Raw genomic sequence first — 16,235 nt, 5'->3', positions numbered from 1 at the left:
AATATCCATACGGGCAAAACACAAACGCGGACGAAAATAATCTACATAAGTTAAAGCAACCGCAAACAGCAAATAACAGCCAAGAACCCCTCGTGAAATTTTAAAATACGTCCTTACAGCAAAGCAGACTAACTGGACTAAAAGCAGGCGGTATCTGCCAGGAAAGATAAAATTATCACAAAAAAAGAGATACCTAAAAAGGTATCTCTTTCTCCAATTAATATATTTTGATGCTAGCCGGTAGCGATCACATTCTTATTACTTCCCAAATGGTCTTGCAATGACGGATTCAATATGGTACATGTTTTGAGTAAATCACGTACAGGATATTTAGCCACCACATCTTCCAAAGCGGCCAAATGGCGTTCATGATGCGCGTCTGACCCCACAAAATCATACATCCCAGATTTAATCATCGTCAAAGCTGCCGATTTTACCTCAATGCCATAATACCGACTTATGGATAACAAGTTCAGCTGCAACATACAACCGGCGTCCTTAATCTGTTTATACATATTAAAGTTATAATGGTAATAATTATAACGTTCCGGATGTGCCAAAATAGGTTGGTAACCAAGATTTTGTATATCCAATATCGTTTGAAATAACGCTTTGGATTCTTGTAAATAGGACATTTCAATAAGTACATATCCACCCGGCATAACACAGAGTTCATTTGATCCGATGAGATTCACGATCCCGTCATCAATCATATGTTCAGCCGCAGCATGAATTTCCGGCATATTAGGCAGCCCAACCATACCAGCTAGTAATTTGTCCTTAGCAGCATCAATCGTACGAATCGAATTTGGATGTACACCATCCATAATATGTGGTGTACAGATAAATTTCTCGAAGCCCATTCGGCCAAGCCCTTTCAACAATACTAATGACTGTTCAATTGATTGACTTCCATCATCTATTCCAGGAAGGATATGGTTATGCATATCCACCTCCAAGAAGGCCAATTTACCGACAACCTTTACTTTTGATTCCTGAGTTTTGTTTCCAAACAGTTTTGAGAATATCCCCATACCGTAATGTATAAAATCGTTTTTTAGTCTACTTACTTAATTTATTAAACGTCAAAAGTACCATAAACAAGCCAAACGAGCTTAATATTATTTTAACATTATAAAAATATAACCATAATATTACAAAAAACACCCAAACAATAGTGTAATAAAATTGTTTTACAGCCTCCTTTAGTTACTTTTTATTTAATTCCACCAAAATTTGATCGAGTAAATAACTGATCGCACCATCACTGGTCTGCGGCAATCTTGTCGACATTTCAACCTCAGCACGGTTGCCAACAACACCTTTGGAAGTAATTGCGGTACTGCCATATTGATTGAGTTGCTCCAGCGTTGCTTCCCATTGTTTACCAGGTGCAACCCCCATTTCCTTTAACATTCCAGGCAGCTTTTGCAGATCCATAGCCGCAGACATCTTATTTTGCTTCATAAGCTTCACAAAATCCTTATTTACAGAAGCGTTCATCTTATTCTGACGGATATCATTTAGGGACAATGAGTCATTACTGACCATTACCAAATCTTCTTTCAAGAGAACATACATTGGAAAATCCTTGGCTTTCTGTTTTGAAAAGGCATAAATGCCGTCATAGACCTGCCCAACTTGCTTTGAAACAGCCATGTCCAAGCCTTTTTTTATCAGACGTTGATCCTTTGATGTGAACATCCAAATAAATACTGGAAGTGTTTCTTCCTTCGTCTTTTTCACTTCGGTTGCATTGTAATCATCGTCGTAGGTGTAATCGATATAGTCTTTTTTGAACTTCCGAAGACCGTTCACGACAACCAAATGGTCTCCTGGCATCACCTGGGCAATGGCCTTTTCATCTAGCGCTATTTCGAGAGCCATCAGTCCCCATTCTACAACATCCTGTTGAGGCCCCAACAAACCGCTATAATATTTTGCCATATAAGCAGGCATCTCTCTCAGATAAGCCTCCGAATTAATATTCACATTAAAAAAACCTAAGGTTTTATCCGTTAAATATTTACTGAACTTCGAATTAGGTTTTCGCGCATACATTCTTTTGGTCATCTCAGCAAGGGCCTTATCTAAACCCACAGATCCCTTTAATTTCAGCACATTCCCCTCTTGCACTAAATCCAATAGACCGTCTTGATAACCCGTCTTGAAATTATCCAGTTTGATCCCCATGTAATAATAAGGAAGAGAGGTGGTATAAGGCATAAGACCACGGTACAGATCCTCTACATGAGGAACATACAATCGAATAAGCCCGAGATTCTTTAATACCTTCTCCTGGTCTGCAATTGACAAAGGCTTATAACTCCCTGAAAGCAAACGGGTAGCCTCATTCAGCAACCATTTATCGCGCAGGCTGTTACGAATAGAATCGTTTTTCCGATTTTGATCTTCATAGGCCGTATAAAGTGAATCATAATAACTAGGATCATGCATTTCAACGGCATCACCCACAGCAATATCAACAACCGGAGGTAATACTTCCGTCGCTGCGGCCGCTATCGTATCAGGCTCCACAGCTATAGCAACCGGTGGGGATACCGGTACCGCTAGATTTTCATCCGCATCCCAGACTACGGCTGCAGAATCCATAGCGGCTACTGTTGTATCTGCCCAAGTATCTTCGTCGTCGGCTGGACGCGCGACGTAATCAACCTTTTTGATTCCATATCGACTAGCAATTGAATCATTGTCTAAAAAGGTGGTATTTGTCGTCGCCGAAATAAATCGAGCAATCCGATCATTATAGACCAACATACTGCCAGCTTTGAGACCTATGCTCGTATAACCATTGGCAAATGCCTTGGGTTCTCCAGCCTCATGAAGCAGTTTCTCAAATTGCCCCTTGTTGTTCAAGGAAAATATAAATTCCGTAAAACTGATACTATCGGTCTTTCTGGTATAAAAATAGGCCGTCTGGGATAAGTCTACTCCTAAATTTTTAATATCATTGCTCGCTGAAATTCCCGATTTCTCAAAAAAACCTGCTTTCTGAAGCAACTCGTTCAGCTTATTTGCATTAGCCTTCTGTACAATATCTTTTACGTTAAAGGCCGCAATCATTTCTGCATCTACAGGGATCTGTTTGATCAAGTCCTGCGCCTTTACACTTGTCCCAAAAGACAAACAGGCTAATCCTACCAGTATAATTTTTGATTTCATCTTATAAATAATTTTTCAGCTACACCCAACCTACTCTATAGAAGCGCTTTCAGCAACTAAATGTGGTCCTGGTTTCACCAATGTTATTAGGTTATTTTGTTAATGTGATTTTATTTGCCAAACTCGATTTACCATATACCAAATCCATAAAAGGTAGCTTTAGCAAAACTCCTTTCTTATTTCCGGCAACCTTTGCCAGGCCGTTTGCCTGAGATGCTATCGGTTTTTCAAAACGAATAATCTGCGTATAGAATGCATCTGCAAACTGGGTCGTATTATCGCTTCCCAACTGATTGAATTTTGTCTTCCAGTCAGCAGAAGCCACAAATTTGCGTTCAAAAACATTGCTTGGTGCATTATAATAATAGCGGTTTGAATTCGATATCTTCGTTTTGAATCGATTTGCCAATATATCTGAAAAGGCATTCAACGATTCTATCTGACTAAAATCACATGAAATATTAACGATATAATTGGTAAAATCTGTGCTGTATTGTACATTTGAAATACCTTTAGTCTGCTTGAGCAGCTGAACAGCAGATCGAATTTCTTTCTCCATGTCGGCCTGAGAAGGGATCTGGATTCCCTTGATACTTTTCATCTTCATTAAAGAAGCTACCTTGGTCTTGCTTTTACTTAAATTCAATGTCGCTGCAATATGCCCAGAACCATTCGTTTTTAAGTCGATCTGCTCAACAAAATCAAAACAGCTCGATAATGTCAACGCCATTAAAACGGCACAGATCATCGTATAAAATCTTTTCAATTTTCCTTTCACTTTAAGTACTTCTTCCATTACAACGTTGTAACGATTAATAATTTGTCAAATCAATATATGTTTTGACATGAACAGCAAACATTGTGCTATTTTTTTCCTATTGACAAATTTATTAAAAACGAGAACGCAGTTTACTACCTGATTTCAGGGAAAAATGAAGAAAACCAATGCGATGCTATTACTCCTTCACAAAGGAATTAAAACCGCTATCCTTAGCCCATTGGAGCGAATTATAATAGGGATGTACCCACTTATTTAAATCATTAGGGACATAACAGGACAGTCCAGAAAATCGCAAAATGGGTTTACCTAAAAAAGTTGCTGTATTCGCCTTATAAATAACCAATTTCGAAACTGTAGCCTCGATAGCGGTAGTCTCAGTCGGCAACATATTCTGATGTACAAAATCAAGAAAATCAAAGCCAGCCGATAAGGATTTTTCATCAAAATCCAATCGCTGTAAGTTATCGCGATAGATCACCGTGAGCGGGGCTCTGGTCAGTGCGACGTGAACGTTCTTTGCAAGATCCGACCAATAGGCATTATTGACCACAGAAATAGTAGCAGATCGATAGAGTCCTGTCAACTGATTATAAAAATTAAAATATGTTGTCGCAGTAGATATCAGCCCCCGTTCAAGATCAGGGTCGACCAAGTGTTTCAAGACCAAATGATAAGGCATACTGGTTGAAAGCACTTCTGCTGGAGAAGCTATCGTATACTTTGCTTTATCCCGAAGTTCATATAATACTTCGACACTTGCCATGGAACAGGCGTCAAATAGGAGAAAATCAAGCCCAGAAGGAATGATCGCCTGCAAATCTCGCAACTCCGTTTTATTTCCCCGATCTTCATTAAACGACATTAACTTGACCCCAACATTCGGCAGCCAATTTGTTGCATGTGACCACAGAACCAAACCTGATGGGCGATTACCAACATATCCTTTCATGGTCTGCAGAATTTGTTTCATCACCACTGGATTCGCCGAATCTTGATCCCCATAAGATTTGATGACCGTACTCTTTATTTCCGGGCTCTGGTCAGCAACAATTTTATAAATTTTAGGTGTAGTACCTGCCAAAGTCGCATACACATACACATCTGCATCTAATCCAACCATTCCCTCTTCCATTGCATTGATGCTATTGTAAGCATCCGAAACTAAATTATTATTGGCCCCAATATAAACCAGCAAAACACGGCCATCTCTTTCATTTACAGCATTTTCTTTGTCATTGCAACTAGTTAACAGCACTACAAATAGCAAATAAAACACTCCAAATAATCTGAACACATTAGAATTCATCAAAATACAATTAAAATCGCAACAAATATATCTAAAAATCAAATATATACATCAAACAAACATTTAATTACACAAAAGAACACGAAAGGTTCACATTAATTTAACTTAACTTAAGTATTTTTGTCATTACTTTATTAACACACACTAACTATCAATATGATTAACAAGATCATAACTATTCCAAGACAGAATATCTTGCGAATAGCTTACTTTATGATTGCATTGCTTACATTAAATTCCTGCCAGAAAACAGAATCTAAAATGGAGCAAGCTGCAGTACAATTTACCCCGACTATCGTCGGTCAAATTAACACGAAAGCAACTGGAACCTCCTGGGATCAGAATGACCAGATCGGAGTATTTATGTCCAAATCAGGCCAGCCTCTGGAAGCAGCTTCCATTGTTGATCAGGTCAAAAATCAGCTATTTACTTTCAATGGCTCACTATTCCAAAGTGCCCGCCCGATCTTCCTATCTGCTGAAAAAGTAGATTTTATAGCCTATCATCCTTATAAATCCCTTACAGATTTTCAATATCCAATTGATTTAAGTGATCAGTCTAATCCCACAGCTTTAGATCTGATGTACGCAAACAATGCTAAAAACATCGACAAGAGTAACAATACGGTCCCCCTTATTTTCGTACGTCAATTGAGTAAAGTCAGCATTAATCTATCCATTACCAATACAGCCGCATTGGAAGCAAACCAGATTACCGTAAAAATGCCGTCCATAAGCACGCAAGGAGGATTTGACTTAACAACAGGAAAATTGACGGTCAATTCGACGGAGAAAAAAGATGTTCAAGGAAAAGTATCAGTAAATGCCAATAAAACGGCTCGCATAGAATTTATACTACTCCCTGATGAAGACATTACAGGAAAAGCTATTAAGTTTATGGCCGCTAATGGAGATACCTATACCTGGACAATCCCGCAAAATCAGAATTTAAAAAATTTAATAGCTGGAAATCAATATAGCTTCGATATTAAAATCGACAATGGCAAGCCAAGTGGTGGAATCGGTGATTCACAAGCTTATTTGGAAATCCCAAAAATGAGTAACCTAGGCAATGACGAGGTATTTATTCAACATTTTATGCCTGATGCAAGCGACAGTAGGAATTACGCGATGCTCTATGATAAAAAGTTAAAAATGGCTTATTGGGTAGCCTATCCATTATACAGCAGCATCCTTGGATCAGGCAATCGTACAGATGCATGGGGATATGATCCGCAAGTATCTACTGCGTTTCAACCCAATCTATTTAAAGGTTTCCAGCCAACAGGCTATGACAGAGGTCACCAGTTACCAAGTGCAGACCGCAACTTAAATACAACCCAAAATAAAACAACGTTTTATTTTACCAACATGACAGCTCAGGTATCTCGACTTAACCAAGGAATTTGGGCAAACCTGGAAACCAAAGTCAGAACATGGACGGCACAGTGCGACACCATGTATATTGTAACTGGTGCAATGCCTAAGACAAGCACCGAAAATAGCCTAGATTTTGCTCAGGACAATGACGGAAAAGATATCGCCAAACCCAAATATTACTTCAAAGCATTAGCCATGAAGAAAGGTTCCGAATTTTATACCATTGCCTACAAAATAAACAATGAAACCCCGCCTTCAGGAGTAACCTTCGAAAATTATAGATTAACCGTAAGCGATCTCGAAAAAGCAACTGGCTTCACATTTTTTCCTGATCTAAATGATACACAAAAAGGGAACATAAATACCTCCATTTGGAAATAATTAATAAACGATTTAGTCATATCAATTCAGTTTAATTATGAAAGTAAACCAACTTTTATTCCTAGCGACTGCGGCAGCTGCCGTAACGAGCTCCTGCCAAAAGGCACCTGTTTCAGAACAAGAAATCACCAAAGCGGTGACTTTTTCGTCAACAATCTCTAACCAAGTGACCACAAAGGCTGCTGGCGCAAATTGGGAAAGCAACGATGCAATCGGTGTTTTCATGAAAACCGGCAGCGGTTTAAGCAATGCATTAGCAAGCAACAAACAGTATGTAACGACAAGTGGAGACGGAAACTTCAAAGCGAATAGCACTACAGAAGAAATCAATTATCCAGCTGATGGCTCCAATGTAGATTTTATTGCCTACTACCCTTACCAAACAACAATCACAAACAACATTTATCCAGTTAATGTAGCTGATCAAACCCAACAAAATAAAATTGATCTGTTATACGCTAATAACGTAACTGGAGCCAACAAGAATAAGCCAAATGCGCAACTGCAATTTGGCCACAAACTCAGCAAAGTCGAATTGACTATTGCTGCAGGAACTGGTGTAAGCTCTTTAACTGGTCTTACCGTAACTTACAATGGATTTAATACTACAGCGAACTTCGACCTAGCAACAGGAACACTAGCTGCAGGTGCTAATCCAGCTGCCATCAAAGCAAAAACAACAGCAGGAACAACAACAACAGCGGCAGAGACTATCTTATTACCTGTAGCTAGCGTTGCCGGTGCAAAAGTTGAATTCAAAATTGGTAACGAGATCTATACCTGGACTTTACCATCATCAACAACTTACGAAGCGGGTAAAAAATACAGCTACAATATCACTTTACAAGAGCAGGCTGGAAACAATGCTGCTATTGTGGCTTCTGGCAATATTACAGACTGGACCGATGTACCGTCGGGTTCATACGTGATCGGTAAAGACGAAGATAACGACGGTACAACTGATCCTGTAGAACAAACATTGTATGAAGAGAATTTTGGTGAAACAACAGTCTCAAACATTAAGATTGCGTCATTCAACGGCTGGTCAAATACTTCTGTAACTTATGCAGATCAATTTGCTGTATCTGATATTCGCTACTTAAAAAGTGGAGAAAATCAAACAAATCACGTATGGCTACCTGCTAATAAGGAAGCTGAATTAGCGATCAGCAACATCAATACAGAAAAAGCTGCTAAATTGAAACTTACATTTGACATCGCAGCCAATGTATTCAATGCAGGTACGAAATTCGATGTAAAAGACTTGTCGATAGATCTAAATGGCCAAAAATTCAGCGCCATTTCCAAAGTATTGTCGAAAGACAATAATGATGCAAATATTTTTTACACGGTAGAAGTTGATCTTTCGGCGGCAACATCTGTTCCTGCTAGCTCCAAATTAACATTCTCAACGACAGCAACAAATAATACTGTTGGTATCCGTATTGACAATATTTCTCTTAAAGGCCAAAAATAAAATACAATAAAAACATCTTCAAATGCAACACATCTAAAATGTGTTGCATTTGTCATCTAAATACATTTCACTATTTAACCTCAAGCTATGTATAAAAAATACATACTTTTTGCCCTCTTATCTGCTGCCAGTACACCTATATTTGCCCAAAGGGCCAATGTACAGGGTATTGTCCGCAACCAGGTGAGCAAAGAACCTTTCTCCAATGTACGTCTCGTCTTTGAGAAAAATCAAAAGTCGGTCGTCACCGATTCCAAAGGGAACTTCAGTCTACCGAAGTTAAACTCGGGTGAGGAAACTATCTTGATCACAGGTGGTAATATCCAGGAGATCAAAATTACCGTTCAGATCCCGGCCTCCGGCCTGCTCAAAATGGACGATATCTACGTCCTTCCAAGTACCGACAACGACAACATGGTACAACTAAGCATGGCTGCCGATGATCTATTGGATGATGACAACGAATCTTTCGACCAAAACATTGCAGCCAAGATTATCCTTTCTAACGACATATACATCAACAAAATTGGTTATCAGCTCTCTCAATTCCGTTTTCGCCTCCGCGGATACAACAACCGCTACGAACAAAAATACATCAACGGCGTACACTTCAACGACCAATTGCGCGGAGTCTTCAACTATGCTTCCATCGGTGCCATCAATGATTTGACCCGAAATGGAGACCAAGACAATGCTATGGACGCCTCGACCTTTACATTCGGCTCCATCGGCGGTTCCGAAAATATCAATATGCGCGCCAGCGCCTTCGCCAAAGGAGCAAAAGCAACAGCCACATACACCAACCGCAATTACTATAGCCGAGGTATGCTGAGCTATTCAACGGGACTAATGGACAATGGCTGGGCATTTACAGGCTTAATCGGTGGTCGTTATGCAGACAAAGGAAATATTGAAGGTACATTTTACAAAAACTTCTCCTACGCACTTTCCATCGAAAAACAATTCCAGCAAGGCAAACATAGTTTATCACTGGTCACCTTTGGTTCACCGGTAGAGCGCGGCCAACAATCAGGTTCTTTCCAGGAAGCCTATGATCTCCTCGACAACAACCTATACAACCCCAATTGGGGCTACCAAGACGGAAAAATCAGGAACTCGCGTATCGTCACTGCTTATGACCCTACCGCAATCCTTTCACATATCTGGAAAATCGATCCAAATACAAAACTAACGACAGGTATATCGCTGCACTATGGCAAGTATGCCAGTACAGCATTAAACTGGTACAACGGTCCGGATCCAAGACCCGACTATTACCGCAATTTGCCGAGCTATTTTACGGATTCCATCACAAATCAATACTACAGCAACCTTTGGCAATCGGCAAAAGTATCGCAAGTGGATTGGGACAATTTATACCTCGTCAACAAGCTCGAAAATAAAATCAACGATGGTGCAGCCATCTACATGTTGGAGAAACGCCATAGCGACCTATTGGAAAGCAGTTTCAATACAACACTCAACAAAACGATCAATGAGCATGCTAAATTGACGCTCGGTATCGGCGCCAAAGGATCACAATCCCAACAATATAAAACTGTAGCGGATCTGCTGGGCGCTGAATATGTACTGGATATTGACAAATTCTCTGAACGTGACTTTGGACAAAATACAGGTCAGAGCCAAAACGACTTGTTAAATCCCAACTTTAAGGCACGCAAAGATGATATTTTTGGATATCGTTACAACATCAATATCAAGTCTGCGAATGCATGGCTACAAAACGAATACACGTATTCGAACATCGACTTTTTCTACGCTACACAGCTTTCTTACACCAGTTTTCAACGTGTAGGCTACATGAAAAATGGACGCTTCCCGACCAATTCATATGGTAAAGGGCAAGAACACCATTTTTTTGACTATGCTTTCAAGGGGGGAATGACCTACAAATTCAATGGCCGTCATTTATTAAACGCCAAAATCAGCTATCAGACCAAAGCACCATTGGCTAATGATGCTTATATCTCACCAAGGGTAAGTGACTTTACTTTTGAAGACCTCAAAAGTGCCAAGATATTCTCTACAGATATCAGTTATGTCTTCTCCTTGCCGAAACTAAATGGTCGTTTATCGGTATTTCAGACCAACTTTACAGATCTCATCAGCAGACAAAGTTACTATAACGATGCCGCCCGTACCTTTATCAACCATGGTCTAAAAGACATGAACCAGGTCAATAGAGGGATAGAGCTCGGATTGACCTATAAAGTTGACAACAATTGGAGCATTGATCTCGCAGCAACAAAGGCTGAATACTATTACAGCAACAACCCAATGGGAGCACAAAACTCCGAAAATGGATTGATCAATAATGAACGCGAGATGGTGTACCTCAATAACTACTATGTTGGTGGAATGCCACAGACCGCAGGAACTTTAGGAGTCCGTTATTTCGTAAACTACTGGTTTTTTGGCGCTAATTTAAATTACGCTGGCGATATGTATCTATCGAAAGCTCCTCTTCGTCAGTTGGCATCTAACTACAGCACCATCAATCCTTACGATCCAGAGCTCGATAATGCTTATCATATCCTTACTGATCAAGAAAAGTTCAAAAATAGCACATCAGTCGATCTATCAATCGGTAAAATTCTTTACCTGAAAAATCGCAATTCAATGAACTTCAATTTAGCGGTCAATAACGTCTTAAATAACAAAAACATCAGAACTGGAGGTTTCGAAAATGCACGTTTGGATATTACTGCAGCAAATAAGTTTGCATCCAAATATTATTACATGCAGGGAATCAACTGTTTTATGAATGTATCCTATAGATTTTAATCTCGACAATAATGAACAAAAAAAATATACAAGCTGTCTATACATCGATGCTATCGGTTATCTGTATTGGACTCATCTTATTTACAGGAGCCTGTAAGCGTGATCCTGAAGCCCCCCTATTGACTCAACCGATCTATGACGGGCCCAATGCCAACACAACGATAGCCGCATTGAAAGAAAAATATGCTAACATTACCGATCCAAAAGTAATCGATGAGGATCTGATCATTAAAGCACTGGTGACCGGAAACGACATTTCGGGTAATATCTACAAACAATTGTACATCCAGGATGAAACTGCTGCCATCAATCTAGGAGTCGACCAAAATAGCATGTACACAACTTTCCGCGCAGGCCAGGAAGTGTTTATCAACTTAAAAGGCCTGTCCATGGTGAAATATGGTAGTGAGCTACAGATCGGTTTCAGTGGAACAAATGCCAACCGTATCGCCTGGGAAATTTTCAAAGAGCATACCAAAGTAAACGGATGGCCAAATGCGGCCAATTTAACGCCATTGGAAGTTGATCTTTCTAAATTAGACGCTTCGATGGTCAACAAGTTGATTATCATTAAAAATGTGCGTTTTAACAATGGTGGTATCAATGCTTTCGCAGGTGGAACGGCGACTGTTAGCGAAGTAGTCAAAGATGCGAATGGCAAAACATTGGATGTCCGCAACAGTAACTTCTCCAGTTTTGCTAAAGATATTCTTCCTAAAGGGAATGGAACATTAGTCGGAATATTGGGCCGTTACAATGGAGGCTGGCAGCTCTTCCTGCGCGATAAAACAGATGTGATTGACTTTGATGGAACTGACGCCGGAACAACACCAACTGACCCTGAAACCGGAGGAACAATTTTCAACGAGACATTTGGAAATGGTACCTACCCAAGTGGCAACCGTCCTAAAATTGCAGATTTCACCGATTTCGATATGAAAGCTCCGGTGACGTACAGCGAGGAAAGTGGTTCGGCAGATATTCGTACAGCGACAGGAATCAGTGCCTCAGTATGGCTTACGGCAAACAAAGATATTACACTGAAAATCGCTGGAATACAAACGGCCAACAAAACGGATCTTACATTGAGCTACCAGCTTGTTCCTAATATTTACAATGTTGGTGAAGCGACCAACCTCAATGCTATGAAGGTGAAGGTCAACGGAACAACTTATACGATTCCAAGCACACCAGTAGCGATCAACTCAACAGATGATCGTAATAAATATTACACCGTCAGTATTCCAAACATTACACCTGCAGCGACAAGTACCGTCGAATTTATAATGACTGGCGCTGACAATGCCTTTGGCTTCCGTTTAGATAATATTAAAATCGTAAGCGCAACTGGCGGAAACGGTTCTGGCAATACGATTATCGTTACTAAATAAATTAAAGATGAACTATAAACACATCAGCTGTATTTTTCTTCTCCTTTTATTTGTTGTACACACAAGTTTCGCACAAACCAACCGTCGGGTTTACCCCATCGCATTCTACAATTTGGAGAATCTATACGATCCTGTAAAAGATTCAACGATCAATGATGATGAGTTTACACCAAAGGGTGCCAATACATGGACAGAAGCTAAGTATCAGCAAAAAATAAAAAACATGGCACGAGCGATTCGTGCCATCGGTTCACCTAGTTCTAGTTTGGGTCCCATTGCTCTGGGGGTAGCCGAAATTGAGAACCGTCGGGTTTTGGAAGATCTTACACGAGATCCCCAGCTCCGTGAGCTGGGATTAAAGATCGTTCATCACGATTCTCCTGACCGTCGCGGTGTGGATGTTGGGTTCCTTTACAATCCGGAATTCTTCACGCCTTTTAATGACAAGGTTCATCCATTCAACCTACCAGAAAACCCTGGCTTTAAGACGAGAGATCAACTATTGGTATCCGGCACGATTGCTGGAGATACGGTACATATCATTGTCAATCACTGGCCTTCGCGTTATGGCAATAAATCTTCTGAACTTCGCGAATTTGCAGCAGGTATTACCAAAGGCATATGCGATTCGTTATATCGCGAAAACCCCGAGGCCAAGATTATTATCATGGGCGATTTAAATGATGATCCCAAAGATAAAAGTGTAAAGGAAGTATTAAAGGCCAAGAAAAATCCGCAGGATGTACCTGCGCAGGGCTTATATAATACCATGTGGACGTTTTACGATAAGGGCATTGGATCACTGGGCTATCAGGGACAATGGAATCTCTTTGATCAAATCATTATTTCCAGACCTTTATTGGACAATAAAAATAAGGGTTTACGTTTTGTCAAAGCTGAAATCTTCAATCGGGATTTTTTGGTGCAACAAGAAGGTCGAAACAAAGGTTATCCGCACCGAACATTTTCTGGGGGAGTATTTATCAATGGCTACTCAGATCACTTTCCAACATTGATCTATTTGGTCAAATAATATAAATGAAATCCGATTAACTCTTCTTAAGCGGAATTAAAGATAGGAGCTCGTTATATATGAGCTCCTATCTTTTTTTGATCTCCCCCAGTCTTCAGTAATCTTTTATTATACACAAGATATAAACTACCATTTAATCTCATTATTATACCATGGTTCAACCGCAATTTTTACTAGATTTATCAGATGAAGCTTATACTATTTGATCTGGACGGAACACTGCTAGACACATTACAGGACCTCGGGGACAGCTGCAATGCTATTCTTGAACAACATGGATACCCAACGCATCCACTCGTTGCCTATAAGAAATTTGTAGGCAATGGCGTACAGAAACTTATCGAAAGGGCATTACCCGAAGAAGCACGGACAGTAGAGACGATCACAGTCTTACTTGCAGCTTTTAAGACATATTATGAACAAAAACCTGTATCGCATACACGACCCTACACAGGGATTATACCGCTACTACAAGAACTGAAATCATTAGGCTATCTAATCTCGGTAGCATCAAATAAATACCATGAAGCGGTGATACCTTTGATGGCCGAATACTTTCCCGACATTTCATTTGATCTCGTCCTGGGGCATCGAACAGGTCGCCCCGCCAAGCCTGATCCCGATATTGTCTTCGACAGTATCCAAACACTCGGTGTTAGCAAACAAGATTGCTTTTATGTAGGCGATTCATCCGTGGATATGGATACCGCCAATAATGCAGGGGTAACAGCTATCGGTGTTACTTGGGGCTTTCGGGAAGAGAGCGAGTTAAGACAACACGGTGCACAGCATATTATCCACCATCCACAGGAACTGTTGGAAATTCTATAAAAGAAAAGCGGGACCTAAATCAACACTGATTTAAGTCCCGCCTTTTTCGATCACTCCCAGTGGTCTGGAATAGCGCACATATACATTTGAAATGCCGATGAGATCGCGAAAACCTTCGCGCGAATGCCAAAATTTACATTTTTGCATCCATGAGTTGATCACCCTGTACTTTTGGCCTACCAAGCTTCATTTTTAAAACAAAAGCTTTATCTGTACTAAACGTTGCCGGAAGAACAACATCATAATATGTATTCTTATCAAGATCCAAACCAATATCGGAACGTTTAAGAGCTAATGATTGACCATTTTGCAATAAAACAGCCTCTACCGGAACCTCAGCTGAATTCTTCGGTACAGCAATGCGGACAATATTATTGACCGGTCGATTAAAGACAGTAAGATAGAGGTTGTCCTCTTTTTTTGTAAAATAACCCAATTTAGATGGAGCAAGTCCTGCATGTCTCACACCATAAACAGCTTCACCATTGATTTTGATCCAGTCACCAATCTCTTTCGCCAATTTATCCTCTCCTGGATGCATCCGACCATTTCCATCTGGGCCAAAATTCAACACGAAATTCCCGTTCATCGACACACAATTCATCAACATATCGATCAAATCGTCGGATGTCTTTGTATAAATACCCGACCAATCTTTCATATAACCCCAACCGTTAGGCGGGATGGTCATCACACAATCCCAATCACGCCCCTCTAGCCATTCAAATTCTTTCGGCATTTTGCGTTCCCAGCCTTGCTCATAATCTCCCAACATATCACCATTCGAGTCGAAATGCCGCTTTCCAAATTCATCGTTTCGAAAACGACTACCAATGATTAGGCCCGGGTGTTTCTCGCGGAGTTCCTTCTCCAGTTTATAGGTAAAGTCATAGGACTGAATCCAGGACTGATCCCAGGTACCATCGAACCAAAATCCTTTTATCTGCGGATAGTTTTGAAGCAGCTCCAACAATTGGTTACGGGTATACTCCAAAAACTTATTGAATTTTGCCTTTTCTTCCGGTGTAGACGGCGCCTTACCCATATAGTTTGAATTATTCCATTCTAAGATCGAAAAATACAAAAACACATCTATCCCTTCAGCTGTGTAAGCGTCTACAACCTGCTTGACGATGTCTTTTTTATAAGGGCTTTTCTTAATGGTATAGTCTGTATACTTCGAAGGCCATAAGGCAAATCCATCGTGATGCTTGGTGGTAAAAATCAGGTATTTTGCCCCCATTTCTTTAGCCTGCTTAGCCCATAGCTTTGCGTCAAATCCTTTGGGATTAAATTGCTTGTATAAATTATCATAGGTGTTTTTCCAGTCCTTTGGTGCAGTAGGTCCACTCCAGGTACGAATCCATTCGGAAGCGGCCGCACCTTTACGAGCGCTTACTCCTTCCCATTCATTGCCAGGAATTGCATAAAGCCCCCAATGGATAAACTGTCCTAAACCATATGTCCGAAAACGTTCCATCGCTTCATCGGTTCGATGTGCCGGTGTTAAAGGCCCGTATTTTACGTCAATTCTTTGCTCCACCTTTTTGCGTGGCCCAGTCCATTGGGCAGAAACAGTTTTCCCGGCCAATAGCGCACCAGCCAAGAGCAAGGGCATCATCAATCTGTTATAGCTTATCATATTTTATCTAATTGTTTATTACCAC

General features: G+C 40.3%; 11 protein-coding genes. 6 read left to right on the top strand and 5 right to left on the bottom strand.

All coding sequences use genetic code 11. The features are described 5' to 3' along the window. Positions 1 to 233: 233 nt before the first annotated feature. The 4 genes from K2F45_RS01805 to K2F45_RS01790 form a co-directional block, all read right to left on the bottom strand. Positions 234 to 1,034 (bottom strand): tyrosine-protein phosphatase, encoded by an 801-nt coding sequence (locus tag K2F45_RS01805; protein WP_248932941.1) that lies wholly within the window; start codon positions 1,032 to 1,034, stop codon positions 234 to 236. Between the two features lie 175 nt (positions 1,035 to 1,209). Continuing rightward, entirely contained in the window at positions 1,210 to 3,183 is a 1,974-nt protein-coding gene (locus K2F45_RS01800) for a DUF4836 family protein (RefSeq protein ID WP_248932940.1), read from the bottom strand. Between the two features lie 91 nt (positions 3,184 to 3,274). Next, a complete protein-coding gene (locus tag K2F45_RS01795) occupies positions 3,275 to 3,979 on the bottom strand; it encodes a hypothetical protein (RefSeq protein WP_248932939.1) in 705 nt (234 codons plus the stop codon). Between the two features lie 160 nt (positions 3,980 to 4,139). Further along, complete coding sequence (locus K2F45_RS01790) at positions 4,140 to 5,270, bottom strand: clostripain-related cysteine peptidase (protein ID WP_248932938.1); 1,131 nt, start codon at positions 5,268 to 5,270, stop codon at positions 4,140 to 4,142. A 156-nt stretch (positions 5,271 to 5,426) separates the two neighbouring features. On the opposite strand from K2F45_RS01790, the gene K2F45_RS01785 reads away from it, so the two are divergent. From K2F45_RS01785 to K2F45_RS01760, 6 genes are all read left to right on the top strand, one after another. Further along, positions 5,427 to 7,031: a fimbrillin family protein gene (locus K2F45_RS01785; protein WP_248932937.1), complete on the top strand. Its 1,605-nt coding sequence runs from the start codon at positions 5,427 to 5,429 to the stop codon at positions 7,029 to 7,031. A 37-nt stretch (positions 7,032 to 7,068) separates the two neighbouring features. Continuing rightward, positions 7,069 to 8,508, top strand: a complete 1,440-nt coding sequence (locus K2F45_RS01780; protein ID WP_075990727.1) for a fimbrillin family protein — start codon at positions 7,069 to 7,071, stop codon at positions 8,506 to 8,508. An 87-nt stretch (positions 8,509 to 8,595) separates the two neighbouring features. Continuing rightward, the gene (locus tag K2F45_RS01775; RefSeq protein WP_075990726.1) at positions 8,596 to 11,313 is read left to right on the top strand and encodes a TonB-dependent receptor; all 2,718 of its coding nucleotides are present in this window, start codon (positions 8,596 to 8,598) and stop codon (positions 11,311 to 11,313) included. An 11-nt stretch (positions 11,314 to 11,324) separates the two neighbouring features. Continuing rightward, positions 11,325 to 12,704: a DUF5689 domain-containing protein gene (locus tag K2F45_RS01770; RefSeq protein ID WP_075990725.1), complete on the top strand. Its 1,380-nt coding sequence runs from the start codon at positions 11,325 to 11,327 to the stop codon at positions 12,702 to 12,704. Positions 12,705 to 12,711: 7 nt separating this feature from the next. Then, a complete protein-coding gene (locus K2F45_RS01765; protein ID WP_075990724.1) occupies positions 12,712 to 13,737 on the top strand; it encodes an endonuclease/exonuclease/phosphatase family protein in 1,026 nt (341 codons plus the stop codon). Positions 13,738 to 13,923: 186 nt separating this feature from the next. Next, the gene (locus K2F45_RS01760; RefSeq protein WP_075990723.1) at positions 13,924 to 14,568 is read left to right on the top strand and encodes an HAD family hydrolase; all 645 of its coding nucleotides are present in this window, start codon (positions 13,924 to 13,926) and stop codon (positions 14,566 to 14,568) included. Positions 14,569 to 14,701: 133 nt separating this feature from the next. Here K2F45_RS01760 and K2F45_RS01755 read toward each other — a convergent pair whose 3' ends face one another. Next, entirely contained in the window at positions 14,702 to 16,210 is a 1,509-nt protein-coding gene (locus K2F45_RS01755) for an alpha-L-fucosidase (protein ID WP_075990722.1), read from the bottom strand. Positions 16,211 to 16,235 lie beyond the last annotated feature (25 nt).

Origin of the sequence: Sphingobacterium siyangense (assembly GCF_023277505.1) — a bacterium.
Lineage (GTDB): Bacteria > Bacteroidota > Bacteroidia > Sphingobacteriales > Sphingobacteriaceae > Sphingobacterium > Sphingobacterium siyangense.
This window is presented reverse-complemented; position numbering and strand designations above follow the sequence as displayed.